The organism is Streptomyces sp. NPDC058239, from assembly GCF_042882185.1.
Lineage (GTDB): Bacteria > Actinomycetota > Actinomycetes > Streptomycetales > Streptomycetaceae > Streptomyces.
This window is the reverse complement of sequence record NZ_JBHVWS010000002.1, coordinates 388678-414186: the sequence shown is the minus strand read 5'-3', so window position 1 is coordinate 414186 and position 25509 is coordinate 388678. Positions and strand designations below refer to the sequence as shown.

General features: G+C 69.8%; 27 protein-coding genes. 14 read left to right on the top strand and 13 right to left on the bottom strand.

From position 1 onward, the window contains the following. Window positions 1-150: 150 nt before the first annotated feature. On the top strand, window positions 151-1212 hold the full coding sequence (locus ACFVYE_RS04435; RefSeq protein WP_383974419.1) for an amidohydrolase family protein: 1062 nt from the start codon (window positions 151-153) through the stop codon (window positions 1210-1212). 36 nt (window positions 1213-1248) lie between these two features. After that, window positions 1249-1863: a TIGR03086 family metal-binding protein gene (locus ACFVYE_RS04430; RefSeq protein WP_389604011.1), complete on the top strand. Its 615-nt coding sequence runs from the start codon at window positions 1249-1251 to the stop codon at window positions 1861-1863. An 84-nt stretch (window positions 1864-1947) separates the two neighbouring features. Here the strand turns inward: ACFVYE_RS04430 and ACFVYE_RS04425 are convergent, their stop codons facing one another. After that, window positions 1948-4077, bottom strand: coding sequence for a hypothetical protein (locus ACFVYE_RS04425; RefSeq protein WP_389604009.1), 2130 nt, complete (start codon window positions 4075-4077; stop codon window positions 1948-1950). Between the two features lie 109 nt (window positions 4078-4186). Beyond that, entirely contained in the window at window positions 4187-4870 is a 684-nt protein-coding gene (locus ACFVYE_RS04420) for an alpha/beta fold hydrolase (protein WP_383974412.1), read from the bottom strand. 120 nt (window positions 4871-4990) lie between these two features. Between ACFVYE_RS04420 and ACFVYE_RS04415 the strand changes: the two genes are divergently transcribed. Beyond that, window positions 4991-5770 carry a chitosanase gene (locus ACFVYE_RS04415; protein ID WP_389604144.1) on the top strand — a complete coding sequence of 260 codons (780 nt, stop codon included), beginning with the start codon at window positions 4991-4993 and terminating at the stop codon, window positions 5768-5770. 250 nt (window positions 5771-6020) lie between these two features. Further along, window positions 6021-6899 carry a chitosanase gene (locus ACFVYE_RS04410; RefSeq protein ID WP_383974409.1) on the top strand — a complete coding sequence of 293 codons (879 nt, stop codon included), beginning with the start codon at window positions 6021-6023 and terminating at the stop codon, window positions 6897-6899. A 94-nt stretch (window positions 6900-6993) separates the two neighbouring features. On the opposite strand, the gene ACFVYE_RS04405 is transcribed toward ACFVYE_RS04410, so the two are convergent. The 7 genes from ACFVYE_RS04405 to ACFVYE_RS04375 form a co-directional block, all read right to left on the bottom strand. Then, window positions 6994-8448 carry a nucleobase:cation symporter-2 family protein gene (locus ACFVYE_RS04405; RefSeq protein WP_389604007.1) on the bottom strand — a complete coding sequence of 485 codons (1455 nt, stop codon included), beginning with the start codon at window positions 8446-8448 and terminating at the stop codon, window positions 6994-6996. A gap of 250 nt (window positions 8449-8698) precedes the next feature. Beyond that, a complete protein-coding gene (locus tag ACFVYE_RS04400) occupies window positions 8699-10096 on the bottom strand; it encodes an 8-oxoguanine deaminase (RefSeq protein WP_389604005.1) in 1398 nt (465 codons plus the stop codon). Between the two features lie 43 nt (window positions 10097-10139). After that, window positions 10140-11537 carry a nucleobase:cation symporter-2 family protein gene (locus ACFVYE_RS04395; protein ID WP_383974950.1) on the bottom strand — a complete coding sequence of 466 codons (1398 nt, stop codon included), beginning with the start codon at window positions 11535-11537 and terminating at the stop codon, window positions 10140-10142. Between the two features lie 68 nt (window positions 11538-11605). Next, the gene (gene pucL / locus ACFVYE_RS04390) at window positions 11606-12562 is read right to left on the bottom strand and encodes a factor-independent urate hydroxylase (protein ID WP_383974953.1); all 957 of its coding nucleotides are present in this window, start codon (window positions 12560-12562) and stop codon (window positions 11606-11608) included. Window positions 12563-12569: 7 nt separating this feature from the next. Further along, a complete protein-coding gene (gene uraH, locus ACFVYE_RS04385) occupies window positions 12570-12959 on the bottom strand; it encodes a hydroxyisourate hydrolase (RefSeq protein ID WP_383974956.1) in 390 nt (129 codons plus the stop codon). Next, window positions 12959-13471: a 2-oxo-4-hydroxy-4-carboxy-5-ureidoimidazoline decarboxylase gene (gene uraD, locus ACFVYE_RS04380; RefSeq protein WP_383974959.1), complete on the bottom strand. Its 513-nt coding sequence runs from the start codon at window positions 13469-13471 to the stop codon at window positions 12959-12961. The genes uraH and uraD overlap by 1 nt, the downstream gene beginning before the upstream one ends. 805 nt (window positions 13472-14276) lie before the next feature. After that, window positions 14277-15461: a helix-turn-helix domain-containing protein gene (locus ACFVYE_RS04375; protein ID WP_383974962.1), complete on the bottom strand. Its 1185-nt coding sequence runs from the start codon at window positions 15459-15461 to the stop codon at window positions 14277-14279. A 131-nt stretch (window positions 15462-15592) separates the two neighbouring features. Between ACFVYE_RS04375 and ACFVYE_RS04370 the strand changes: the two genes are divergently transcribed. From ACFVYE_RS04370 to ACFVYE_RS04345, 6 genes are all read left to right on the top strand, one after another. Further along, the gene (locus ACFVYE_RS04370; RefSeq protein ID WP_383974965.1) at window positions 15593-16141 is read left to right on the top strand and encodes a flavoprotein; all 549 of its coding nucleotides are present in this window, start codon (window positions 15593-15595) and stop codon (window positions 16139-16141) included. Between the two features lie 9 nt (window positions 16142-16150). Next, window positions 16151-16324 carry a hypothetical protein gene (locus ACFVYE_RS04365; RefSeq protein WP_383974968.1) on the top strand — a complete coding sequence of 58 codons (174 nt, stop codon included), beginning with the start codon at window positions 16151-16153 and terminating at the stop codon, window positions 16322-16324. Between the two features lie 732 nt (window positions 16325-17056). Beyond that, window positions 17057-17281: a hypothetical protein gene (locus ACFVYE_RS04360; protein ID WP_383974971.1), complete on the top strand. Its 225-nt coding sequence runs from the start codon at window positions 17057-17059 to the stop codon at window positions 17279-17281. A 361-nt stretch (window positions 17282-17642) separates the two neighbouring features. Then, window positions 17643-17975, top strand: coding sequence for a DUF6233 domain-containing protein (locus ACFVYE_RS04355; protein WP_383974974.1), 333 nt, complete (start codon window positions 17643-17645; stop codon window positions 17973-17975). Between the two features lie 26 nt (window positions 17976-18001). Then, entirely contained in the window at window positions 18002-18211 is a 210-nt protein-coding gene (locus tag ACFVYE_RS04350) for a hypothetical protein (RefSeq protein WP_383974977.1), read from the top strand. 196 nt (window positions 18212-18407) lie between these two features. Continuing rightward, a complete protein-coding gene (locus ACFVYE_RS04345) occupies window positions 18408-18539 on the top strand; it encodes an HNH endonuclease (protein ID WP_389603999.1) in 132 nt (43 codons plus the stop codon). Window positions 18540-18585: 46 nt separating this feature from the next. Here the strand turns inward: ACFVYE_RS04345 and ACFVYE_RS04340 are convergent, their stop codons facing one another. Beyond that, window positions 18586-18726, bottom strand: a complete 141-nt coding sequence (locus ACFVYE_RS04340; protein WP_389604142.1) for a multicopper oxidase domain-containing protein — start codon at window positions 18724-18726, stop codon at window positions 18586-18588. 76 nt (window positions 18727-18802) lie between these two features. Here ACFVYE_RS04340 and ACFVYE_RS04335 point away from each other — a divergent pair, with 76 nt between their 5' ends. Then, on the top strand, window positions 18803-19417 hold the full coding sequence (locus ACFVYE_RS04335) for a tyrosine-type recombinase/integrase (protein ID WP_389604140.1): 615 nt from the start codon (window positions 18803-18805) through the stop codon (window positions 19415-19417). Window positions 19418-19563: 146 nt separating this feature from the next. On the opposite strand, the gene ACFVYE_RS04330 is transcribed toward ACFVYE_RS04335, so the two are convergent. The 3 genes from ACFVYE_RS04330 to ACFVYE_RS04320 form a co-directional block, all read right to left on the bottom strand. Continuing rightward, window positions 19564-19932 carry a helix-turn-helix domain-containing protein gene (locus ACFVYE_RS04330; RefSeq protein ID WP_383974983.1) on the bottom strand — a complete coding sequence of 123 codons (369 nt, stop codon included), beginning with the start codon at window positions 19930-19932 and terminating at the stop codon, window positions 19564-19566. Continuing rightward, window positions 19929-20180, bottom strand: a complete 252-nt coding sequence (locus tag ACFVYE_RS04325) for a hypothetical protein (RefSeq protein WP_383974986.1) — start codon at window positions 20178-20180, stop codon at window positions 19929-19931. The genes ACFVYE_RS04330 and ACFVYE_RS04325 overlap by 4 nt, the downstream gene beginning before the upstream one ends. A gap of 98 nt (window positions 20181-20278) precedes the next feature. Then, window positions 20279-21484 carry a lactonase family protein gene (locus ACFVYE_RS04320; protein WP_383974989.1) on the bottom strand — a complete coding sequence of 402 codons (1206 nt, stop codon included), beginning with the start codon at window positions 21482-21484 and terminating at the stop codon, window positions 20279-20281. 224 nt (window positions 21485-21708) lie between these two features. Here ACFVYE_RS04320 and ACFVYE_RS04315 point away from each other — a divergent pair, with 224 nt between their 5' ends. From ACFVYE_RS04315 to ACFVYE_RS04305, 3 genes are all read left to right on the top strand, one after another. Continuing rightward, window positions 21709-22548, top strand: a complete 840-nt coding sequence (locus ACFVYE_RS04315; RefSeq protein WP_389603997.1) for a TIM barrel protein — start codon at window positions 21709-21711, stop codon at window positions 22546-22548. Window positions 22549-22595: 47 nt separating this feature from the next. Next, window positions 22596-23495, top strand: coding sequence for a 2-hydroxy-3-oxopropionate reductase (locus ACFVYE_RS04310; RefSeq protein ID WP_383974995.1), 900 nt, complete (start codon window positions 22596-22598; stop codon window positions 23493-23495). 243 nt (window positions 23496-23738) lie between these two features. Next, window positions 23739-25196 carry a catalase gene (locus ACFVYE_RS04305; RefSeq protein ID WP_389603994.1) on the top strand — a complete coding sequence of 486 codons (1458 nt, stop codon included), beginning with the start codon at window positions 23739-23741 and terminating at the stop codon, window positions 25194-25196. Window positions 25197-25509 lie beyond the last annotated feature (313 nt).

Genomic DNA, 25509 nt, shown 5'->3' with positions numbered 1-25509 from the left:
CGGAACGTTCCGCAATGTGCCGGTGTGCGCAGACGATCGTGCGTCGGTGGTCCGTCGGCGGGGTGCGGGTGTACACCAGTGGTTTGCCGGCGGTGCCGGTGTACACAGCGGTCCTTCGGCGGGGTCCCGGATGTGACGTACGGTCGGCTGATGCTGTGCATACGCGGGGTTGTGCTGCCGGAGCGCGAGGAGCGCGAGTTCTGGATCGACGGCGAGGTACTGCGCGCCGGCGGGCCGCCGGGCGGGCTCGCGGGCCGGGACGCGGAGACGATCGTCGACGGCGGCTGGCTGCTGCCCGGACTCGTCGACGTACACACGCATCCCGGGGCACTGGAGCCGGGCGCCCCCTTCGACGAGGAGCTGCTGCGCAGGCAGTTGGGTGAGCACCGGGATGCCGGAGTGCTCGCCGTGCGCACCCCTGGCACCTCGCAGCGGATGCCCGCGTGGGTGGACAAGGATCCTGAGTTGCCGCGCGTGACATCGGCGGGACGGTGGCTGGCCACGCCCGGCCGGTTCTTCCCCGGGTTCGGACGGGATGTGAGCGAGGCCGAGTTGGTGCGCGCGGCCGTGGAGGAGGCGTCCGCGTCGTCCGGGTGGTGCAAGGTCATCGGTGACTGGCGCGCCGACGAACCCGCCGTACCGCTCCCGCTGTTGACCTCGGTGGTGGAGGCGGTGCACGCGGCCGGCGGCAAGGTGGCGGTGCACTGCCAGACCGCCGAGGGCACGCGAAATGCCGTACTGGCGGGCGCCGACAGTCTGGAGCACGGTATGCATCTGGACCCGGCGCTGCTGGACCGGATGGCCGCGCAGGGAACGGCGTTCGTCCCGACACTGAGCGTCTTCGGCGCGAGGGTGGAGGAGATGCGGGCGCGGGAGCCGGGCGTGCGGCGTGATCTCTGGCTGGCCGGCTGGGACACCATGCTCGGCAATGTGCGCGCGGCCCACGAGGCGGATGTGACGGTGCTGGCGGGGACGGACTCCTTCCCGTGCGGGACGGTCGCCGGCGAGATGGACTGGCTGGTACGGGCCGGGCTGCCGGCCGAGGCAGCGCTGGGCGCGGCCTCCTGGACGGCGAGGGCCTGGCTCGGTCTGCCGGGGCTCGTGGACGGCGCACCCGCCGACGTCGTCGCGTACGCCACCGACCCGACCCTGGACCCTGCCGCGCTGGATCACCCGAGCCGGATCGTGCTCCGGGGACGCGTCGTGCGATGAGCGATGAGTTCCGGGCGCCGGAGCAGTCTGCACTTTATGGATACGCACACGGAGACGACACCCACGACTCCCACGATCGATCTGGAGCCTGCGGCCCGGCAGATCGCCGGCCTGCTCGACGGTATCGACGAACAGCGGCTGGCCGGCCCGACACCCTGCCCCGACTACACGGTACGGGAGCTGCTCGCCCACGTGGTCGGGCTGACCACGGCCTTCCGCGACGCGGCGCGCAAGGACTTCGGACCGACGACCGACACCGCCCCCGACGCCGCACTTCCGGTCCTCCGTGACGGCTGGCGCGAAGCGCTGCCTCCGCTGTTGGACGAGTTGGTGGCGGCATGGCGCGATCCTGCTGCCCGGCAGGGGATGACCAGGGCCGGCGGCGTGGATCTGCCGGGCGAGGTGGCCGCGGTGATCGCGCTGGACGAGCTGGTGATCCACGGCTGGGATCTGGCCCGGTCGACCGGCCAGAAGTACGAGGCGGACGAGGCGAGCCTTCGCGTCGCGCTGGCCATGCTGACCCCCGGCGACACCGTCCCCCGGTCCGAGCACATCTTCGGTCCGCCGGTTCCGGTCCCGGGCGACGCGCCGCTGGTCGACCGGGCCGTCGCCATGAGCGGCCGCCGCCCGGACTGGCGGCCGGGCGACTGAGCGGCGGGCAGTCGAGGCCGGGGCGAGAGGGGGCGGCCCGAGGCGCTGGGCCGGGACGGCCGGGGGCCGGACCCGGCCCCCGGGTCAGCTCAGCATGCGCGCCGCCTCACGTGCCTGCTCGCGCAGTCGTTCGTCGGCCGGAGCCATCCCCGATTCCAGGCCCGAGGCCGTCACCCTGAGGTCCCGCTCGGCAAGAGCCGTCAGGCGGCGGCGGTGATCTTCGGTGAGGGCGGTGCGGCCGAGGGCGACGAGCGCCTCCAGCGCGGTCACGGCGTCGGCGTCCTCCTCGGCGGAGTCCAGGACCAGACCCGCCAGACGGGGGCCGTCGAGGGATTCGGGTGCGATCGCGTGCAGCGCGAGCACGGCGGCCGGAGTCTGCAGCCGGTCCGTCAGCAAGCCCTCCAGCGCGGGAACCAGCGGCCGGGCCGCGGCGCCCATGCGGGCCGCCGCCCGTGCGGCACGGGTGAACGTCCAGCGCATCCACGCCGGTTCGACCTCGGCGAACACACCGGCCAGCACCAGAACCGCCTCTTCCGCGTCACCGGTGATCCGCCACAGGGCTGCGGCGATCTCGACGTCGCTGTCCAGCTGCGGGACATTGCGGTCCTCCTCGGGCGCGCTGAGCGCGGACCGGAGAGCGGGCACCAGCCCCGCCGCCTCGGGGCCCAGCTCGGCGGCAAGTCCCGCGGCCTCGCGCACACCATGGCCCCCACGGGCCAGCTGGGCGGCGACCGCCTCCGGCAGGGGGCCGCTCTCCCCGGTCAGTCGGCGCACGGCCGTTGCCGCGGCGAGCCGGCCGTCCTCCGGTCCAAAGCGGGCCGCGGTGGTCAGGAGTTCTGCCGTCGCCGCGCGGTGTTCCGGTGGGCAGACTGCGGCCAGTGCCTTCGGCACCGCCTTCGGGAATCTCGGCAGCGCGGACCGCAGTTCGGGCAGGGCGGCGGACGCCCGGCTCCCCCAGGCACCGAGCAGGGCCGTGAGCCGGATGGGCTCGTTGCCGTCCAGATCGTCCGCGCCCAGGCGGGTACGGATCGCGTCCAGCAGTGCGGGGTCGTACGGGAACGAGGTGTCGGCCGTCCCTCCGATCAGGAAGCCGCACGCCGCACCGAGCGCACGCGGGCGCTGCCCCAGGTCACGGGCCAGCAGGGGCGCGGCCAGGTCCGGGGCCACGGCGACGAGCGCCTCCAGGGCGCGGTCCGCCGGATCACCCGGTCCTGCGGCGAGCCGGGCCAGCACCGGAGCGACAGCCACGGCATGTGTGCCGAGCTTCTTGAGGAGCGAGTACGCCGCCGGTACGGAGGCCGGGTCGGCGGCCAGCGCCTCCATGGGGGCGGCCAGCCGTCCCGGCGCGCTGCGCGAAAGCTGACAGGCGGTCTCGGCCGCCCACAACGCCTCTGCACGCGCTTCGGGCACCGCACTGCGCAGTGCGGCATCGAGCAGGGTGTACGCCGCCTCGCGGTCCTTGTCGGTGTCGCGCAGCAGCAGTGTTTCGACGACATACTGCAGCGGTTCGTTGCGCTCCAGGTCGAGCCGGTCCCGGACGAGCTCGTGTGCGGGGAGGAGGGACAGCATCGCCTCGTGGTGCGCGGAGCTCCACGGCAGTCCGGCGTCCACACAGGCCAGCAGTGCCGCGATCCGCACCTCGCGGGGCTCGTCCGTGCCCATGGCTTCGGTTGCCGCAGCGGCCGTTCCCGCCGGATCCAGATGTGCCATGGCCCCGAGAAGTTCGGCCCGGACGAGGGGATCCGTCTCCACCTTCCGGCGCAGCCGGAGCACCGGCAGCACCTGGCCCGCCGCCCCCGTCATCGCGGCGGCCCACACCGCGGCCCGCCGCAGCCCGGACGCCTCGGCCGCGACCGACCCGAGAATCAGGGGCAGTTGGCCGGCGACGGCCGACCGGCAGGCGGCTTCGTCCGTGTCACCGTGGTCCTCGCCGCCCTCCGCTATCCCGCCGAGCAGTACCAGCAGGTCCTCCGTGCGGTACCCGGCCCCGGCGAGCTGGGCGATGTACGGCACGGCGCGGGCCGTGGCCTCGTAGACCGAGCCCTGATGCAGGATGCTGCCGTACAGCTCCGAGATCGCCTCGGACGCCGCATCCTCGTCGTCGCCGGCCAGTGCCCGCAGGCAGTCGGGCACGTCGGCGGCGCTTCCGTAGGCATGCTGCAGTTCGGCCCACGGCTGGGCGTCGACATCGGCGAAGAACAGTGCGAGTTCCATGGAGCGGATCATGGCACCCGGCGCTGACAACGCCCGGCCGCGTGTGGAGCCGAAGGGCAGCACACGGCAAGGCTGCCGGCCGGGCCGTGGGCCGGCAGCCGATCGCCCTTCAGCTGGTGAAGAACTCCGTGATCTGCTGGGCGACCTGGTCGGGGTGGACCTCATGCACCCGGTGACCGCCCCCGATCGTGATCAGCCGGCAGTCCGGGATCAGCGATGCCATGTCCTGCAGGCGCCCCTGGGGCATGGTCGACTCCGGGCCGCCGGCGATCATCAGCGTCGGCGCGACGATCTCGCCGAGGCCGGCCGCCCACTCGGGGTCGGGGTCGGCCACCTCGGCCCCGATGGGAGCGACGACAGCCCAGTCGTAGTCCACCGGCCCCTCCGGTTCGGCGGCCGGCTTCAGCTCGCTCGGGAACGGCGGCGGGGTCTCCACCAGCACCAGCCGCTCCACCCGGTCCGCGTGCTCCTGGGCGAGCAGATGGGCGACGACACCGCCCATCGAGTGGCCGACCAGGCCCACCCGGTCGAGCTCGCACTCGTCGAGAAAGCCGAGGACGTCGTCCCGCATCAGCTCGACGGAGTACTCGTCCGGCCAGTCGCTCTCGCCATGACCGCGCAGGTCGATGGCGTACACCCGCCACTGTTCGCCGAGCAGACTCCCGGCCGCCTCCCAGCTCGCGGCGGAGCCGCCGAGGCCGTGCAGCAGGACCACGGGCGAGCCGAAGGGGTCGCCCCAGGTCCGATACGCCAGCCGTACATCGCCGACATCCACAACAGACTGATCTTCCATACCCATGACGCTACAGCCGAATGAGCCAAGGCCTTTCACCCGTGGCTCCCCGCGGCCTGGCAGGGTTGAGGAGTGAACGTCGCTCCCCGCCCGCTGCTCATCGCTGTCGCCACTGTCGTCATGGCCGTCTCCGTGCTCTCCGGCTGCTCGGCGGCGGGGTCCGCCGAGCGCGGGCCGGAAGCCGGGCTCGACGATCCGGCGAAGAAGGAGATCGCCATGCAGCTGGTCTCCAGCGCGGAGAACTCCTCGCTCGACTGGAAGGCCCAGTACAAGTACATCGAGGACATCGACGACGGCCGCGGCTACACCGCGGGCATCATCGGCTTCTGTTCCGGCACCGGCGACATGCTGAAGGTCGTCGAGCGGTACGCGGCGGCGCGTCCCGGCAATCCGCTGGAACGGTTCCTCCCTGCCCTGCGCGCCGTACGGGGCAGCGATGCGCACGACGGGCTCGGCCGCCCGTTCACCGAGGCCTGGGCCGAGGCGGCCGTGGACCCCGCCTTCCGGTCGGCGCAGGACACCGAGCGCGACCGGTCGTACTTCGACCCGGCGGTCGCCCGGGCCGAGGCGGACGGACTCGGCGCCCTGGGGCAGTTCATCTACTACGACGCCTACGTGATGCACGGGTACGGCGACACGGACGGCACGGTCGGCTTCCGTACGATCCGCCGCGAGGCGATCGCCGCGGCTGCGCCACCGGCGCGCGGCGGGGACGAGGCGGCCTATCTGAACGCCTTCCTCGACGCCCGTGTCGCAGCGATCCGCAAGGAGCCCTCGCACTCCGACACCAGCCGGATCGAGACGGCCCAGCGGGTGTTCGTGGGCGAGGGCAGATTCGGGCTGGAGACACCGCTGCGGTGGCGGGTGTACGGCGACGGATACCGGATCGACGCCCGTTGAACCCGTGATCGACGGGCGCGGGAAGCGTCCGCCCCGCTGAAGGGCGGCTGGATCCACTCGGCCCGCCTCGACTGCCGAGGCCGGCGCACCTCGGCCCCGCATCGCGCCTTCCGCGCGGTGCGGGGCCTTCCTGCGTCCCGGGCCGCACTCCCAACTCCCTTGTGTCGAAGGGGTGTACGGCGGCCACCGCATTCTGATAGGAAAGCTTCCTAACAGACCGACACAACGACGAACTCCCTTTGGAGGACTGGTGCACGCTCCCCATAAGCGCACCGTACGTCGCAACACCCGCTCCGTGCGCATCGCGGTCATCGCGGTCGGCTTGACCCTCACGGCGATACCCGTCACGGCCTACGCCGGTGCCCCCACACACCCGGCGGTACATCAGCAGACGGCGGCCTTTCAGCATGCCGCCGCCGCGACCGGGCTCGACGATCCGGCGAAGAAGGAGATCGCCATGCAGCTGGTCTCCAGCGCGGAGAACTCCTCGCTCAACTGGAAGGCCCAGTACAAGTACATCGAGGACATCGACGACGGCCGCGGCTACACCGCGGGCATCATCGGCTTCTGTTCCGGCACCGGCGACATGCTCGACCTCGTCGAGCTGTACACCCAGCGCAAGCCGGGCAACGTCCTCGCGAAGTACCTCCCCGCGCTGCGGAAGGTGGACGGCACCGATTCGCACAGCGGTCTCGACCCGAACTTCACCAAGGACTGGGCGACCGCCGCGTCCGACTCGGCGTTCAAGCAGGCGCAGAACGACGAGCGGGACCGGGTGTACTTCAACCCGGCGGTCAGCCAGGGCAAGGCCGACGGCATCGGCACGCTGGGCCAGTTCGCGTACTACGACGCCATCGTCATGCACGGCGACGGCGGCGACAGCACCAGCTTCAGCTCCATCCGCAAACGGGCCCTCTCGAAGGCGAAGCCGCCGGCCCAGGGCGGCAACGAGGTCACGTATCTCAATGCCTTCCTGGACGCCCGGGTCTGGGCGATGCAGCAGGAGGAGGCCCACTCGGACACGAGCCGGGTGGACACCGCCCAGCGGGTCTTCCTGAAGAAGGGCAATCTGAACCTGGATCCGCCGCTCGACTGGAAGGTGTACGGCGACAGCTACCACATCGGCTGACGCACACCCAGGTTCACGGCTGTGGCGCGTACGGCAACACCCGTCGGGGTCTCCGTACGCGCCACAGCGACGTACCGGCCGAAACCGGCTTCGGTCAGTGGGCGGCCACCGGAGCCGCGGCCGCCGGGCTCTGCTCCTGCGGCGACGGATCCGGATGCGGCTTCCTGCCGAGGTGGTTGAAGGCCAGGTTGAGCACGATCGCCACGACGCATCCGGTCGAGATCCCGGAGTCGAGCACGACGAGCGCATCCTTCGGGAACGCGTGGTAGAAGTCGGGGGCGGCGATCGGGATCAGGCCGATGCCCACGGCCGCTGCCACGATCAGCGCGTTCTCACCCTTCTCCAACGCGGCGGTCGCCAGTGTCTGGATGCCGCTCGCGGCGACCGAACCGAAGAGCACGATGCCCGCGCCGCCGAGGACGGGCAGCGGGACGAGCGCGATGACGGATGCGGCCACGGGGACCAGCCCGAGCACTATCAGGATGCCGCCGCCCGCGGCCACCACGAAGCGGCTGCGGACCTTGGTCATCGCGACCAGACCGATGTTCTGGGCGAAGGCACTGCACATGAAGCCGTTGAAGAGCGGACTGATGGCGCTGCCCAGGGTGTCGGCGCGCAGGCCGCCCTCGATGGTCCGCTCGTCCGCCGGACGGTCGACGATCCTGCCGAGAGCCAGCATGTCCGCGGTGGACTCGGTCATACAGACCAGCATCACGATGCACATGGATACGATCGCGGCGACCTCGAACTGCGGTGCCCCGAAGTGGAACGGCGTCGGGAAGCCGACCAGGTCGGCGTCCTTGATGGCGCCGAAGTCGGTGATACCGACCGGGATCGCGATCAGCGTGCCGACGACCAGTCCGAGCAGAATGGCGATCTGCTGGAGGAAGCCGCGCAGCAGTTTGCGCAGGGCGAGGACGATCACCAGCGTGACCGCGGCCATGGTGATGTTGGTCGTCGAGCCGTAGTCGTCGGCCGTGGCATTGCCGCCCTGGGACCAGTTGAAGGCGACCGGCAGCAGCGAGACGCCGATCAGCGTGATCACGGTGCCGGTCACGACGGGCGGGAAGAAGCGGACCAGCTTGCAGAAGTACGGGGCGAGCAGGAAGCCGAGCAGGCCGGCGACGATGATCGCGCCGAAGATGACGGCGATGCCGTCGTGTCCGCGGTCCTTTCCTATCGCCACCATCGGCGTCACACCGGCGAACGAGACACCGTTGACGAACGGCAGCCGGGCGCCGATGCGCCAGAAGCCGAGGGTCTGGAGCAGGGTGGCCAGGCCCGCGGTGAAGAGGCTCGCCCCCATCAGGAAAGCGGTCTCCTTGGGGGTGAGGCCCACGGCGGGTCCCAGAATCATCGGCGGGGCCACCACGCCCGCGTACATCGCGGCCACGTGCTGGAGGCCGCTGGTGAACATCCTCAGCGGGGGAAGTGTTTCGTCGACCGGGTGTTTCCGGTCCGCCGAGGCCGAATCGCGGGCGGGGTCGAGGTGGGGGTCGGCATCGGGTGCTGCGACTGCGTCGTTGCGAAACCTGGGCGTAGCTGCCACGGCGGTTCCTCCGGTCGGGTACACGTCTGCGGCGACGTGGGTGTCAGGGAGGTGGTGCAAGTGGTGCGTTGGTGCAGGTGGGGCAGTTCATGCAGCTGGTGCGGGCAGCTTTCTTCTCCGGTACGGGGGGCGCGTACGTGCAAGTACCCGCCCCCTGCACCGGTTGCCGTGGACCCCGCTCGGGTCCACGGCGGCCGGCCGAGGGCCGTCCCCCTCGGCCGGCCGGTATCGGGGGGGGTGCCCCGGAGCGTCAGGCTCCGGCGGCGATCCGTGCGAGGCGGCGGGCCTCGTCGCGGGTGGCGCGGGCGATGGCGTCCTCGTCCGCGGTGATCAGGTGGTTGCCCTCGACGACCGGCTTGCCGTTGACGAGGGAGAGGGTGACCGGGGCCGCGGCGCCGAAGACGAGTGCGGTCACGGGATCGGCGATGGAGGCGTGGGCGAGGGTGTCCAGCTTCCAGAGCACCAGGTCGGCGAGCTTGCCGGGCTCCAGGGAGCCGATCTGGTCGGCGCGGCCGAGTACCTGGGCGCCGCCGTATGTTCCCAGGCGCAGGGCCTGGCGGGCATTCAGGGCCTTTTCGCGGTGGGCGCCGAGGCGGTTGATGAGGAGGGCGTTGCGCAGTTCGGTGTGGAGTTCGCCGGACTCGTTGGAGGCGGTGCCGTCGACGCCGAGGCCGACCGGGACGCCCGCGGCGAGCATGTCGGGCACCCGGGCGATGCCCGCGGCAAGCCGGGCGTTGGACGAGGGGCAGTGCGCCACGCCCGTTCCGGTGCGGGCGAAGGCGGCGATGTCGGAGTCGTTCATATGGACGCAGTGCGCCATCCACACGTCGTCGCCGAGCCAGCCGGTCGACTCGAAGTAGTCGGTCGGGCCCATCCCGAACAGCTCGTGGCAGAACTTCTCCTCCTCCACGGTCTCCGATCCGTGGGTGTGCATGCGCACCCCCTTGCGGCGGGCCAGCTCGGCGCCCTGTCGCAGCAGTTCGGTGGAGATGGAGAACGGGGAGCAGGGTGCGACGGCGACCTGGGTCATCGCGTCGAACGAGGCATCGTGGTGCGCGTCGACGGTCGCCTCGGTTCCGGCGAGCGCACCGTCGAGGGTCTCCACGGCGAAGTCCGGCGGCAGCCCACCGTCCTTCACGCTGCGGTCCATGGAGCCGCGGGCGAGAGTGAACCGCACGCCCATGTCACGGGCGGCCCCGATGATGGCGCCGGACAGATCGCCGGTCCCCTGCGGGTAGACGTAGTGGTGGTCCATGGCGGTGGTGACGCCGCCGCGGGCCATCATGGCGAGCGAGCCCTGTGCGGCGGCGCGGACCATCGGCTCGTCGATGCGCGCCCACGTCGGGTACAGCGTGACCAGCCAGTCGAACAGGTTGTGGTCGGTGGCGAGGCCGCGGGTGATCCACTGGTAGAAGTGGTGGTGCGTGTTGATCAGGCCGGGGGTGACCAGATGCCCGGTGCCGTCGATGCGGCGTACGACGTTCTCCAGGCCCTCTGGTGCCCGGCCCGCGCCGACGGATTCGATGCGATTTCCCGCGACGACGACATGGCCCGAGGCGAACTCGGTGTCGTCGGCGTCGACGGTCGCGATCGAACAGTTCTCGATGACGATGCGTTCCACGTGCTCAGGAGCTGCCGATGCTGCCATGGTGCTTCCTCTTCTATTCCGGCGGTGTGGGCACGGCAGGACCCTAGGAGGATTTGAGTGCCACAGCCGGGCGGCTGTGGGTGCCGAGATGGTGGAAGAACAGATTGAGCAGGACCGCGACGAGCGCTCCGGCGCTGATGCCGGAGCCCAGGACGGTCTGGGCCCAGGACGGGAATTGTGCGTAGAAGCCGGGCGCGGCGAGCGGGATGATGCCCGCGCCGAGCGCCACGGCGACCAGGATGATATTGGAGCTGTCGTCGAGTCCGGCCTCGGAGAGCGTACGGATACCGCTCACTGCGATCGAGCCGAACAGGACGATGCCGGCGCCGCCGAGCACGGGCATCGGCACGAGGGAGACGACCGCGCCGAGCACCGGGAAGGCGCCCAGGACCAGCAGCGCACCGCCTGCGGCCGCGACGACATAGCGGCTGCGCACCTTTGTCAGTGACACCACGCCGACGTTCTGCGCGAAGGCGCTCGTCGGAAAGCCGCCGAAGACCGGGCCGAGCAGGGTGGCGATGCCGTCGGTGCGCAGTCCTCGGGTGATGGTCCGGCCGTCGGTGCGCCGGCCGCAGATCTCGCCGAGGGCCAGCATTCCGGCGGAGGACTCGGTCATCAGGACGAGCATGACGATGCAGAGCGAGAGGATCGCGGCGGGCCGGAACTCGGGGGCGCCGAAGGCGAAGGGGGTGGGCAGGGCGGCGACCGGGGCGGACTTCAGCGCGGAGAAGTCGGCGAGTCCGAACGGGACAGCGGCCAGGGTTCCGATCAACATGCCCATCAGCAGGGCGACTTGCTTGAGGAAACCGCGTCCGAACCGCTGGATCAGCAGAATGACGACGAGCGTGAAGGCGGCCAGCGCGAGGTACTTCATCGCGCCGAAGTCAGCGGCGTTCTTGTCGCCGCCCTGCGCCCAGGAGACCGGGACGGGCATCAGGGTGACGCCGATGAGGGTGATGACGACGCCGGTGACCAGCGGCGGGAAGAAGCGGAGCAGCCGGCCGAAGAACGGTCCGACGGCCAGGCAGAAGACTCCGGCGACGATCACCGCACCGTAGATCGCGGGGAGTTGGTGACCCGGCGCGGTGGTCTCGGCGATGGCGAGCATCGGGGCGATTCCGGCGGAGGAGGCGGCGTTGACGAACGGCAGCCGGTTCCCGGCGAAGCCACCGACGCCGAGGGTCTGCAGGACGGTGGCGCAGCCGGCGATCAGGAGGCTCGCCGCGATCAGCCGGGTCATGCCCGCCGGGTCGAGGCCGACGGCCTGGCCGATGATGAGTGGAGGGGTGACGACGCCCGCGTACATGGCGGCGATGTGCTGGAGCGCGGCGGGGACGAGCCGCGAGGGACGGAGCTTTTCGTCCACCGGGTGGACGGGGGGCCGAGGTGGGGTGGGACACGGGCCTTCTGCTTCTGCCGGCCCAAGTGCAGGCTGTGCCATGGGGGTTCCCTCCGGTCCGGCCGGTCCCCGCCCGGCTGTGTGCGGGCGGGGACCGGATCGGCGCCGTGTCAGAGGTTGGTCATGTCGACCGGGATCTGCGGTTCGATGCCGTCCCGCAGCACGGTGGCCTCGATCAGGCCGTACGGGCGGTCCGCCGCGAAGTAGACAGCGCTGTCATCGGTATCGTTCTTGAGCCCGAACGGCTCCAGGTCCACCAGGAAGTGATGCTTGTTCGGCAGCGAGAAGCGGATCTCGTCGACCTCACTGCGGCTGTTGATGATGCGCGAACCCATCTGGTACAGGGTCTGCTGCAGGGAGAGGGAGTACGTCTCGGCGAAGGCCTGGAGCATGTGCCTGCGCGTCTGCTCGTAGGACTTCTCCCAGTTGGGCATCCGCGTGTCGTCGCTGGTCCAGTTGTACCGCCACTTGGCGGACACCTCGGTCGCGAGGATGCGGTCGTACGCCTCCTTGAGCGTCGTGTACTTGTCCTTGACGTAGCCCCAGAACTCGGAGTTGGTGGAGTTCATCACCACGAGGTCCTTGAGCCCCGAGATGATCTGCCACTTCTCGCCGTCGAAAGTGATCTGGGTGGTGCGCGTCTCCTGGCCCTTGCGTACGAAGGAGTGGTTGACCTCGTCGGCGCCGATGAACTGTGAGTTGGCGTCCGAGGCGGCGATGCGCTCCCAGGCGTACTCCTCGATCCGGATCCTGGCCGTCCTGATCGGCTCCTGCGACGTCACGAAGTGGCGGGCGAGGTGGATGCCGAACTGTTCGGCCGACTCGATGCCGTGTTCCTTGGCGAACGCGTACACCGTGTTCTTGGTGGTGTCGGTCGGCAGGACGTGGGCGTTGGAGCCGGAGTAGTGGACATCGTCCATGTCGCCGGAGAGGGCGATGGAGACGTTCAGGTCCTTGATGTGGTGGGTGTCGCCGTCCCGCGTGATCCTGACGACGCGGTTCTCTGCCTTGCCGTACTGGTTCTGGCCGAGGATCACAGGGCGGGGGCGGTGGGAATCGGCGGTCATGTCGGTGCTAGCTCCCTCGGTAAACGGAGTAGCCGAACGGGTTGAGCAGCAGCGGTACGTGATAGTGCTCGCCCGGCCAGACGGCGAAAGTGATCGCCACCTCCGGGAAGAACGCACCGCTGTCCCTTACGCGGGGGGCGTCCTGCTGCGCCTCGGCTTGCTTCTTGGAGAAGTACGTCTCGACCTCGAAGTCGAGTCGTACGTGAGTTGTGCCTTCCGGCAGCGCCGGCAGGTCCTTGCACCGCCCGTCCGCGTCGGTTACGGAGCCGCCGAGTGCCACCCAGGCGGCTTCCGGGCCCGAGCGGGCCGCGAGCGAGACGGCGACGCCCTCGGCGGGGCGTCCGACGCTGGTGTCCAGGATGTGCGTGGACACCGATGCGGTGGTTTCGGTGCTCATCAGTCCTTGTCCTCTTCCACGAGACGGGTCAGCCGGATTCGGTTGATCTTCCCGAGTTCGGTGCGCACGATGTCGCGCTCCTGCTCGGGCGAGTTCCCGATCCGGGACTTCACCGCGTCGCGCATCTGCTCACCGGTGGCTCCGGTGGCACAGATCAGGAAGACATGTCCGAACCGCTCCTGGTAGGCCAGGTTCAGTTCGAGCATCTCGGCCTTGAGTTCCTCGGTGGCGTCCGCCATCCCCCGCTGTTCGCGGGAGGAGGTCGGGTCTTCGGGCTTCGGGCGGCCGATCGGCGGGTGACCGGCCATCGCATCGGCCAGATCCTCCGGCGTCAGCGCGGCCGTGGCGGCGTCACCGGCAAGGAGAAGGGCTTGTGCGGTGGCGTACGGGCGTCGGGAGAGGATCGCTCTCCCCCATGCCGTACTGGCACACACCTCGTGCAACGCGGCGGCGGCTTCGTCGTCCGCCAGAGTGTTGAACCGGGCGAGGCCCGGTGTGGAGCTCGAAGTCACGGGAGCCTCCGTGGCTGTTTTCGCTGTGCGTCTCTTCGCGTCGCGTCGGTCGGGCTGCGGATAGCTAACGCCCTCCACAACACCACGTCAACACTTTGTTGAAATTACGCGAATGTAAAAGGCCGTCGCCCGATGCTCCGGACGAGCTCCACCTCGCTCGACGGACGGGGCGTTTGGTGCCCCTGACCTGGCTTGACCGGCAGTTCCGGGCAAAGGGCCGATGCTCTCGCACATATGCCGGGGATGACACTAGCCGTCGCTACGAACACACGTTTGGTTTATCGCCCCTGGCAGCACGGCCCGGCCCACGCCTCGGTATCGAGGTCGTGGGCCCCGAGCCGGTCACGGATGATCCCGACGCTGACCGCACCGGTGGTAAGGGGCTTCTTGCACCAGATGCAGTCACGGCCCATGGACTGGTCCCACGCCAGCGTCCCCGGATCGGGGAGCGGCCGGGAGGCTGGGCCCTCGGCTAAGGCCGTCTTGACTCCTGCTCGGCTTCCCGGGCGGCGCAGGCGGCGGCGTCCGAGCAGGCCCGCGGGAACCAGCTGTACGCGGCGCCACCTTCGGGCCTGGCGCGCTTCTCGCCGAGGTCCCTGTCCTCGCCGACGGTGAGAGCAGTCCTGCACCAGACACAGGACCATCCACGCTGTTGCTGCTCCGTCAGTTTGTCGACTGGCGGTAAGTCCCTCACGGTCATGGCGTCCCCGGCTCGTCTTTGATCAGGTGAGACCAGCGTGACGGGCGTGGGAGGACTCAACGCTCACGAATCTGTGAGCGATGGCAGGTCAGGGCGTGAGCGCGGCTACAGGCCGATCCAGGCAGCCATGTGCCCGAGGGTGTCCGGAGTGCGGCGCGAAATGTGCACCAGGCCCTTGATGGTCTCGCGGGCTCCCGGGTGGTATCGGGTCTGCTCCGGCGCGGCATGCCGGGCGTCGATGATGCTGCTCAGCGCGGCCTCGGTCCGGCCGGTCTCCATTTCCGAGCGGGCCTTGTCGATGAGGAAGTGGGCGCGCCGGGATGTGGCCAGAGCCGTGGGCAGAGTGATCTGCCTGGCCTGGGTGAGGGCTTCGTCGTACTGCCGCATCTCGACCGCTGCCGACATCTTGTGCAGGGCCACGTTCGTCGGCCCGAAGCTGAGCCAGTGGATTTCGGAGGCGTCCCCGGTCTGCTCGGCGCACCGCTTCGCCTCGGTGATATGGGTGTCGACTGCGGTCTGCTGGTCGGCGCGAGCTGCGATGACGGATGCCCCGAGGTGGAGTTGCCCGGTGACGGCCACAACCTCCCGGGTCTGCTCTGCTGCGCCGACGATGCCGTGGCCGGCGGCGACGAGGCGCTGCCCGATCGTGTACTCGCCTTCCCGGAAGTACACCAGGGCCCGCATGTACTGGCGGATCGCGGCCAGGCAGGGGTCGGAGGCCCGGTGGGCTGCCCAGTCCATGCGGTCCAGGGCCACGCTGGAGAGGTCGTAGTAGCCGAGCTTCACCGAGATGTCGTGGGCGGTGCGATATGTCGAGGCAAGGGCCTGCCACAGCTCCGTCGACTGGGCGCGCCAAGCCGCGGTGGTGAGCTCTGCGATCGTGGAGGGCAGCAGGCGGGCGGCGTTCCGCAGATGCGTGGCCCTCACCTGGGCGCACAGCTCATCGGCGCTTGCGATCAGCTGCCCTGCTGGTCGGTCGGGGATGGTGTCGTCGGCTCCCAGGTCGTACAGGTCGAGTGCTTCCCGGATGGGGCGCACGAGTTCGGCGAGGCGGTCCTGCTGCAGTTCGGTCACGTAGGGCTGTCCCGTCAGCACGGTGACGTCGATTCGGAGGGCCTGGGCAACCGCCGCGACGAAGTCGAGGTTCGCCGGTTTGGCGCCGCACTCGACTTGGTTGAGGAGGCTGTACGAGTACGGGAGCCGGTCGGCCAGCTGTCGCTGTGTCAGCCTGGCGAGTTTCCGCTGCTCTTTGATCCGGGCGCCTGTGTGGTCGTCGTCCAGTCTGGGCATACTGGTCTCCGTTCCTGACTCGTCATCCGGAACGGTACCCGCGCGTCCGCGCGCTGGATCCCGCATCGCCCCCGATTCCACCCGGTTCGGGGGCGGTTGCATGTCCGGGGCCCGACGGGTGGGATGGGCACATGACGTCTCGTGTCCTGTACCTGTTCGGTTCTGCTGCCCCACCGGTCTTCGAAGCGGGCAAGGTGATTGAGGAGGCCCAGGGCCACGGTTGGGACGTCTGCCTAGGGCTCACGCCGACGGCTGCGAAGTGGCTGGGACCGCAGCTGCACGAGCTGGAGGCGCTGACCGGTCACCCAGTGCGCTCCGAGTACAAGACGCCGGGCGAACCGGACGTGTGGCCGCCAGCGGACGCGATCCTGCTCGCACCGGCCACCTTCAACACAGTCAACGCCTGGGCCCTTGGGCTGACGTCAAGCTTCGTCGTCGGGGTGGTTGCCGAGGGAATCGGGAAGCGGATCCCGACCGTGACGATGCCCTGCGTGAACGCGGCCTACGTACAGCATCCGGCGTTCGACCGATCGGTGGAAACGCTCCGCGGAGCCGGGGTGACTGTGCTGTACGGGCCGGGCGGGTTCGAACCGAACCAGCCGGGCGAACGGCGCCCCGAGGGCTTCCCCTGGCATCTCGCCCTCAACGCGGTCGGCGCGATTGTCAGTCCTGCCTCCTAGCCTGTTCTCATGTCGATCACCCCTTCGCCTGCCACCCCTGTGCGCTCCCCCGCCGCGGTGAACGCGGACATCCGCGCGCTGTGGGCGGCCGGCCCACTGTCGCCGGCGGGTGAGGCGGAGTATCAGCGGCTGCTGGTGGAGTGGGAGGCCGCGGTCCGGTCGGATGTCGTCGCAGCGGCCTGACCTGCGCGGCTCCGGTCGATTGTCAGTGGCGCCGTTTACGATCCGGCCGCGGCAATCGCTATCCCTGAAGATCTGATCACGCTGGAACGTTCCGCCCTCGCGGAGCAGAAGTAGGCCCTCGCCGAGCCGTACACGCCGGAGGGGAACGGCATGGGACGAGGCAAATACGGCGGCCTTCCTCCTGATTCGCCTCAAGTCGACAGAGGGGTGGGACCTTGAGATCATCGACGGAAGCGTGAGGCCACCCTCTGTGGAGCTGTGGCCGTCATCGGATGCGGGGCCGCCCCATACCTGGGGCCGCCCGGGGCCCTCCCGGCCTCTACCTGAGCTGCGCGACCGTGCCGCTCAGGCGTGGAGCCGCCTCTTCATTCACGCCCGTCCTGTGCATTCCAACCTCTCGGCTGGGCATTTCGTTCGCGTGATGCCCGAAGGGAAGGCAGAACAATGAACGGACGTTTTCGCTTCATCGCGTTGGCACCCCTGGCAGTGTCCTCACTGGCACTCGGCTCGGTGCCCTTCACAGCCGGTTCCGCCCAGGCGGTCGCGCCTGCGGCCACATGCCACGTGACACAAGACCCCGGTATCGACGCCTTCAACGTCATCGCGCAGGGACTCACCCCAGGGTCGCCTTTGAAGCTGCGAGTGGGCGGAATGAATATCCCGCTCGTCCTGCAGGCTGGGGTCGACGGAGGTTTGAACAGCAGCCTTAAGGTGCCTACGAACGCCGGGGTCATGACCCTGCAGGAGGAGGGCGGGCCGAGACTCACATGCGGCACGGTCAAGCAGGCCGAGGAGAAGGAAGTCAACGACCAGTTGGCGATGGGCTTCAAGGCCGGCTTCGCCGCTGCCAAGGAGTCCTGCAAGGCGGAGCTGCCGCCGACCCTGGGCGCCCCGGACCCCAACTACGAGAAGGGGTTCAACGCGGGCACAGCCTCCGCGATAGCCAAATTCTGCTAGCGCTAGCGGGACTGGCACGCCCTTAGAGCCAGCAATGCTCATTGATCCCTGACATGTCAATGAGCATGGGGCCAGCAAGGGAAGAGGACCCGGACAGCCCGTCCGGGTCCTCTTCGAACGCGTATCAGCCCCCCTGGAATGCGCGTCCGCCCCGCTCCCGGGCGCTGTTCCGGGGGCGGGGCGGTTCAGTAGCTGCGCCCAGCCATAGGCGCGAATGTGATGAGTCCACGGTACTGGGCCGGTATGACAACCGGGCCGGACGCAGGTGGCCCCGCCGACGGGGGTGACAGCGGGGCCGAGGCCAGTGTGGCAGGGGTAGACGAAGCTCGCGGCGATCTCCGCAGGAACTAGAATCGAACTTATGTCCGATAGCCCGTCGCGCCTGGCCATGCTGCGCTTCGCCCGCCGCATCGCCGTGCAGCAGGTCGAGCAGATCGACCGCTGGATCGCCGACGAGGAACGCCGCGAAGCCGAGCAGCAGCAGGGGGAAGAGCGCCGGCCGCCAGCACCGGACTGGGTGATGGAGCTCAGCATCGGGCTCGGCGCCCGCCCCATCGAGGTGCACACCGGGCACTGCTACGCCATCGGAAAGCGGCACCGGGCCATCAGCCGCGGCCAGGCCCTCGCCGCACTCGCCGAGGGGATCCGGGCGTGCGCACACTGTCGACCCGACACCGAGCTCGGGGTGCTGTGAGCAGCCGCCCGGCGCACCCTGGAGGGATGAGCGTCCCGATAGTCATCCACGGCCTGTCCCGCACTGGCGGGCGGAGGGTCACCATCAACGGGCAGATCGTCGGGCTCGCGCACGATGACCGCGACCTCGTCGAATTCCTGAGGCGGGCCGGACTCGAAGACGCCTGGGACCTCCTCGACGACCCGCACTGGATCGAATGGCGCGGCGGCCGGGCGCATCGGTACGAAGCGGCGTGAGCAGCTAGGCAGCGGACCGCGCTCAGTCAGACACCATGCGGTATTCGGCGGTGTTGCGCTCGTTCTCGGTTCTCACAAGAACCCCGTCGCGAAGGAGCCGACACAAGGCGCCCCTTGCCTGCACCTCGCGTGCGCAAGATGAAGCAACTATCAGGTCACACCGCACACCCTCGGGTCGCTCGTCCTCGCGGACGCGGTGGGCGTGGACCACATGCAGCAGCTCACACCCGGGGGCGAGGACACGGACGGGAACGTTCAAGCGTTGTGCCGTCCGTGCCACAAGGCGAAAACCAGGCAGGACCTTCGGGCGGTCAGTACGCCGCTCTGACAGCACGACGCCCCGGTACGGGCGTTGGTGATGTGTACCAGGCGATTCAGCGCGGGGGTTCCATCATGCCGGTGTCCTCGTGGTCGAGAATGTGGCAGTGGAGGACGAAATCCCCGATGTACCGTTCGTATTTCGTCCGAGCCGCGAACGCCGCGACCTCGTTGCCGGCCCCGTCTACGACCTTCAGCGCCGCCGGAACGTACTTCCCGTCGCTGGCGACGATGACGGGCTGACCGTTGCGGTACTCGATCGACAGGGTCGCGATGTCTTCGGGCTTGACCTGGTCCGCCGGGATGGGCGTGGCTCCGGTGGGGCGAACTGGTCGGCTTGCGCCGGTGCTTCGTGGACTTCGAGGCGGGCAGCATTCAGATCCGCGAGACGATCACCAGGTTCGCGGCAAGCCGAAGCGGAAGGCTTACCCGAAGTCGACGGCCGGCAGCCGGATGGTTCCGATGTCGGCCCGCGCAGCCCACGCGCTGAAGGGGCACCTGGAGCGGCATCCCGCCGAGTCGTCCCGCACGGCCCCGTCGAGCGGCATGCACGCCAAGGAGCTGGTGTTCCGTGGGCGGCGCAGAGGCGTGCTGGGCAGAAGCAACTTCTGGCGGCTGTGGACGTCTGCGAGCGAAGCTGCGGGCGTCGCCGGGCAGGTGGAGAACCCGGTGACGGGTCGCATCGAGCGGTGGCCGCATGTGCACGACGTGCGGCACGCTTTCGCATCGCGCCTGCATGCGCTGGGTGTGCCGGAGGCTGACGCTCAGAAGATCTTGGGTCACGAGCGCGGGGCGAAGATCACGTGGCTGTATACGCACGCCAGCGCGGGGTCGGTCGATGCGGTGCGTGCCGCCCTGGATCGGGGTGGATTGAGGGTCGTCTCGTAGCGGAGTCCCCTCAAAGTCCACAACGCGTCCACGCGTCCACATCCAATGGGATCACTCCACATCCGGACCTTGAGGGGGTCAGATGTGGGGTGATCTGCGGTTTTACGGAATGCGAGCCTTTCACCTGTGTGGATATCGCTTCCACATCAGGCGTCCTTTTCCCTGTTGAGGTAGTTGTAGACGGTGAAGCGGCTGACCCCCAGCGCACCCGCCACCGTCTCCACGCCGTGCCGCACGGAGAAGGCACCGCGCGCCTCCAGGGTTCGCACCACCGACTGCTTGGCCTTGCGGTCGAGCTCGGCGAGCGGCATGCCGTGCCGGCGCTCCATGGCGGCCAGGATGTGGTCGAGCGACTCCGAGAGCTGGGGCAGCCGGACAGCTATGACGTCTTCGCCCTCCCAGGCCAGCACGACGTCGTCGGCCTGCGCCTGCTCGGGCCCGAGCAGTTCGGCGCCCATGGCGTCGACGAGCGGCTTGACCGCGGTGACGAGGGGGTGGTCCGCCGGTTCGGTCACTTCGAGTCCTCCCCGATGACGTTGACCTGGAGCGACACCCGGGTGGCACCCGATGCCAGGGCTCTGCGCAGCAAGGAGTCCACCGCGGTGAGCACCTGGTCCGCGCCGCCCTCCGCCGTGTTGCCGAAGGGGCCGACGTCCACGGCATCCAGGTCGGCCGTCTGGATGACCTCGCGGGCCACGACCGCGTGGGCGGGCGCCTCGTCGAGATCGAAGGGCTCGGTGGTGAACTCCACTCTCAAGCGCACTGTGTCTCCCTCATGCGTTCGCCACGTCTTCGTGAACCCGCAGCTCGGGCCCGACCCTAACGGACGGGCGCCGGGGCCGTCCGGTTACGGTTTCGCCCTCAACCGCCCGCCGGGCCCGTGCTCCGGTACGGGAGCACGCAGACGGCCGTCGGGGCGGGGAAGGCGTCACCGGTGCGGGTCAGGCCGCCGCTGCGGGCGTCGACCCGGAACACGGTCACCGTGCTCGACCTCTGGTTCGCCGCGAAGAGCAGCTTCCCGTCCGGCGAGAAGGCGATCTGCCGGGGAAAGTCGCCGCCGACGGGCACCGTGTCGAGCAGCCGCAGTACGGCGCCGTCGTCCTCGACGGCGTATCGCGTCAGGCTGTTGTGGCCCCGATTGGCGAGGTAGGCGAACCGGCCGTCGCCGGTGACCAGGAACTGCGCGGGATAGCTGGTGCCGGCACCGGTCCCGGTGGGCTGCGGGGCACCCGGGGACAGGGTGCCGGTGGCCGGGTCGTAGCCGCAGACGACCGCGGTGTTGTCGACCTCGCAGGCCAGGTAGGCGAAGCGGCCACCCGGGTGAAATGTGATGTGCCGCGGTCCGGCCCCGGGGCGCAGGGCCGCGTAGGAGACCGGGTCGAGCGTGCCGCGGTTCTCGTCGAGCCGGTACGTGTACACGGAGTCGTTGCCCAGGTCCACGGCGAGGATGTGGCCGCCGTCCGGGGTGGTGACGATCTGGTGGGCGTGCGGCCCGTCCTGGCCGGGGCCGGGGGGCGGTGCGGTGTGGGCGACCAGGTCCGTGCGCTCCCCCAGCGAGCCGTCGCCCCGGATGGGGTGCACGACGACGCTGCCGGAGGTGTAGTTCGCGGTGAGCAGCCACCTTCCCGTGGGATGGACGGAGAGATGGGTGGGCCCCGCCCCGCCCGTGCTGCGGGTTCCCAGCACCCGGTGGCCGCCGTCCGGTGACAGAGCGACGGCCGTCACCCCGCCCCGGTCCTGCTCGTCGACCGCGTAGACGGTGGCACCCGAGGGGTGCATGGCCAGGTACGAGGGATTGTCGACGCCGGTGATCGCGGGGCCGACGGAGATCGCCCCGGTGGTGGCGTCGTACGAGGCCGTACCGATTCCCTTGCCGCCGCCCTCGGCCGAGGTGTACGTACCGAGCAGCAGCTGCCGGGTGGTGCGCGGGCGAGAACCGACCGCGGGCACGGAGTTCGGCGCACTCCCGGGAGACCGGAGAGAGCCGGGCAGCGCGGGGGCCACGGACAGGGCGGCACCGGCGAACAGGGCTCCGAGGACGGCGCGCCGGCTGGTGGCGTGGTTCATGCGAGGCACCTCGTGTGGGGGTCGGCTGCATCGGATGCACCAGCCACCCTGACCCGCCCCGCACCCCATCGGCAAGCGGCGCAATTCCGGTTGCACCTTGCACAACCCGCACGAAGGCACCCGGCTGAATTCCGGGCACCCCCTTGACAGCTCTCCCAGCTCCGGGCAATCTTCCGTTACGTAGAAACTAACTTCCGCAATACGGAAGGAGCGCCGAAACCCTCATGGGCTACCCGGACCAGCGCTTCGATGTGAACCTTTCGATCCTCTTCACGGAACTCCCGCTCCTGGAGCGTCCCGCGGCCGCCGCCGCGGCAGGCTTCACCGCGGTCGAGCTGTGGTGGCCATGGATCGAGACCCCCACTCCTCCGCAGGCCGAGCTCGACGCCCTCAAGAAGGCGCTCGACGACGCAGGCACCCAGTTGGTGGGGCTGAACTTCTACGCCGGACAGTTGCCCGGCCCCGACCGCGGCGCGCTCTCCGTGCCCGGCTCGGAGTCGGACCGCTTCCGCGCCAATATCGAGGTGGCGGCCGGCTTCGCCGCCTCGGTCGGCTGCAAGGCGCTCAACGCGCTCTACGGCAACCGCGTCGACGGTGTGGACCCGACCGTGCAGGACGAACTCGCCCTGGAGAACCTGGTCGTCGCCGCCCGTGCGGCCGACCGGATCGGGGCGGTCCTGCTGATCGAGACCCTCAACAAGCCGGAATCGCCGCGCTATCCCCTGGTGAGCGCGCCGGCCGGGATCGAGATCGTCGACAAGGTCAACGCGGCGTCAGGGCTCGGAAACGCGAAGTTCCTGCTGGACCTGTACCACCTCTCGATGAACGGCGAGGACCTCGGCCAGGTCATCACTGCGTACGCCGGCAGGACCGGCCACGTCCAGATCGCCGACAACCCGGGGCGCGGCGCGCCCGGCACCGGCTCGCTCCCGCTGGAGGAGCTCCTCGACGAGCTGACGAAGGCCGGTTACGACGGCTGGGTCGGCCTGGAGTACAAGCCGGGCGGCCGGCCGAGCGCCGAGGCCTTCGAGTGGCTCCCGGCCACCGCGCGGGCCGCCCGCTGAGGGCGGCGGACTCCCCCTCGTACACACGCTTATCGGAAGGCACCCTCATGAGCAACAACCTCCCCAAGGTTGCATGGATCGGACTCGGCATCATGGGCTCCCCCATGTCCGAGAACCTGATCAAGGCCGGGTACGACGTCACCGGTCACACCCTGGAGCAGGAGAAGATCGACCGGCTGGTCGCGGCCGGCGGCACGGGCGCGGGCTCGATCGCCGAGGCGGTCCGGGACGCCGATGTCGTCATCACGATGGTGCCCGCCTCCCCGCAGGTCGAGGCCATCGCGTACGGCCCCGACGGCATCCTGGAGAACGCGAAGCGCGGCGCGCTGCTGATCGACATGTCATCGATCACCCCGCAGACCTCCGTGGACCTCGCGAAGAACGCGAAGGACAGAGGCATCCGGGTGCTGGACGCCCCGGTGTCCGGCGGCGAGGCCGGTGCGATCGAGGCCGTTCTGTCGATCATGGTCGGCGGCGAGCGGCCCGACTTCGACGCGGCGCAGCCGATCCTCCGGGCGCTCGGCAGGACCATTGTGCTGTGCGGTCCGCACGGCTCCGGTCAGACGGTGAAGGCCGCCAACCAGCTGATCGTCGCGGTCAACATCCAGGCGTGCGCCGAAGCGGTCGTCTTCCTGGAGAAGTCCGGGGTCGACCTCTGTGCCGCGCTCGACGTGCTGAACGGCGGGCTGGCCGGCTCGACCGTCCTGACCCGCAAGAAGGACAACTTCCTGAAGCGGGACTTCGCGCCGGGCTTCCGGATCGACCTGCACCACAAGGACATGGGCATCGTCACCGACGCCGCCCGCAATGTCGGTGCCGCACTGCCCGTCGGCGCCGTGGTCGCGCAACTGGTCGCCTCGCTTCGCGCACAGGGCGACGGCGGCCTGGACCACTCGGCACTGCTGCGCTCGGTCGAGCGCCTGTCGGGGCAGCCCGTCCGGGCCTGACCGGTCCGGCCCGGACCGGCCCGGACCGGCCCCCGGCCGGCCACCCCGGTCGGCCACCCAGAGACTTCCGGACGGCGTCGGCGCTGACACCTGTCCTGTCGCGCCCAGGCGTCGGCGTCGTCCGGAACACCAGACTCCAAACTTCAACAAACTGTTGACGTCTGGTTCGGGGCGTATCTACGCTCCTGGAGCCTCAAGCCGTCGCAGTTCAGCAGCTCCCGTACGGAAGGTCGCCCCGACACCATGACGCAGCGTGTGCTTACGACCGAGTCAGGCGCCCCGGTCGCCGACAACCAGAACTCCGCCACCGCCGGCGCCGGTGGCCCGATCCTCCTCCAGGACCAGCACCTGCTGGAGAAGCTGGCCCGCTTCAACCGGGAGCGCATACCGGAGCGCGTGGTCCACGCCCGCGGCTCCGGCGCGTACGGCTACTTCGAAGTGACCGACGACGTCACCGCCTTCACCCGCGCCGATTTTCTCTCCGCGGTCGGCAGGCGCACCGAGACGTTCATCCGCTTCTCCACCGTCGCCGACTCGCTGGGCGGCGCGGACGCCGTACGCGACCCGCGCGGCTTCGCCCTCAAGTTCTATACGGACGAAGGCAATTACGACCTGGTCGGCAACAACACCCCGGTGTTCTTCATCAAGGACCCGATCAAGTTCCCCGACTTCATCCACTCGCAGAAGCGCGATCCGTTCACGGGCCGTCAGGAGCCGGACAACGTGTGGGACTTCTGGGCCCACGCGCCCGAGGCGACGCACCAGGTGACCTGGCTGATGGGCGACCGCGGCATCCCCGCCTCGTACCGCCACATGAACGGCTACGGCTCGCACACGTACCAGTGGACGAACGCGGAGGGCGAGGCCTTCTTCGTCAAGTACCACTTCAAGACGAACCAGGGTGTGCGCTCCCTCTCCAGCGAGCAGGCCGCCGAACTCGCGGGCAAGGACGGCAACTCGCACCAGACGGACCTGCTGCAGGCCATCGAGCGCGGGGTGAACCCGTCCTGGACGCTGTACGTGCAGGTCATGCCGGCCGCCGAGGCCGCGGACTACCGCTTCAACCCGTTCGACCTGACCAAGGTGTGGCCGCACAGCGACTACCCGCTGCAGCGGGTGGGCCGGCTGGTCCTCGACCGCAACCCGGACAATGTGTTCGCCGAGGTCGAGCAGGCCGCGTTCTCCCCGAACAACTTCGTGCCCGGCATCGGTCCGTCCCCGGACAAGATGCTCCAGGGCCGGCTCTTCGCCTACGCGGACGCGCACCGCTACCGGCTGGGCGTCAACCACACCCAGCTCCCGGTGAACGCACCGCGCACCGCCGTCGTCGACAACTACGGCCGCGACGGACTGCACGCCACGCGCAACGGTGCGCGCCACGACAAGAACTACGAGCCCAACTCGTACGCGGGCCCCGCCCAGACCGGCGCGGCGCTCTCCGCCCCGCTCGCGATCCACGGCTGGACCGGCACCCACGAGGCACCCGCCCACACCAAGGACGACGACTTCTTCCAGGCGGGAGAGCTGTACCGGCTGATGTCCGAGGACGAGAAGGGCCGCCTGGTCGCCAACATCGCCGGGGGGCTGTCCCAGGTGACCCGCGACGACGTGATCGAGAAGAACCTCGCCCACTTCCACGCCGCCGATGCCGACTACGGCAAGCGCGTGGAGGAGGCCGTCCGCGCCCTGCGCGAGGACTGAGCCTCCCGCTGAACCCTGCTCGCGCCGTGTACCCGGATGAGGGGTGTCACGCGGCGCGGGCAGGTCGAGGTCGCGGCGGCTGTGCGACACCAGTGCGGTGGTGGGGGCCCGGGGTGTCCTGTCTCCTGACCTGAAGGAGATGGGGCTTCGGGCCCGATCGCCGCCGCCGCGACCTCTGTTCTGCTTCACCCGCGCCAGGGCGCGGAGTACGGATACGGTCCCGTGCTCCGCGCCCTTCTCGGCGTTTCCGGCTGCGCCCGGGGTGGCGGCCCCCGCCATCAGGTTCCGTCCTGTCAAATGCCGGACCGGCCGG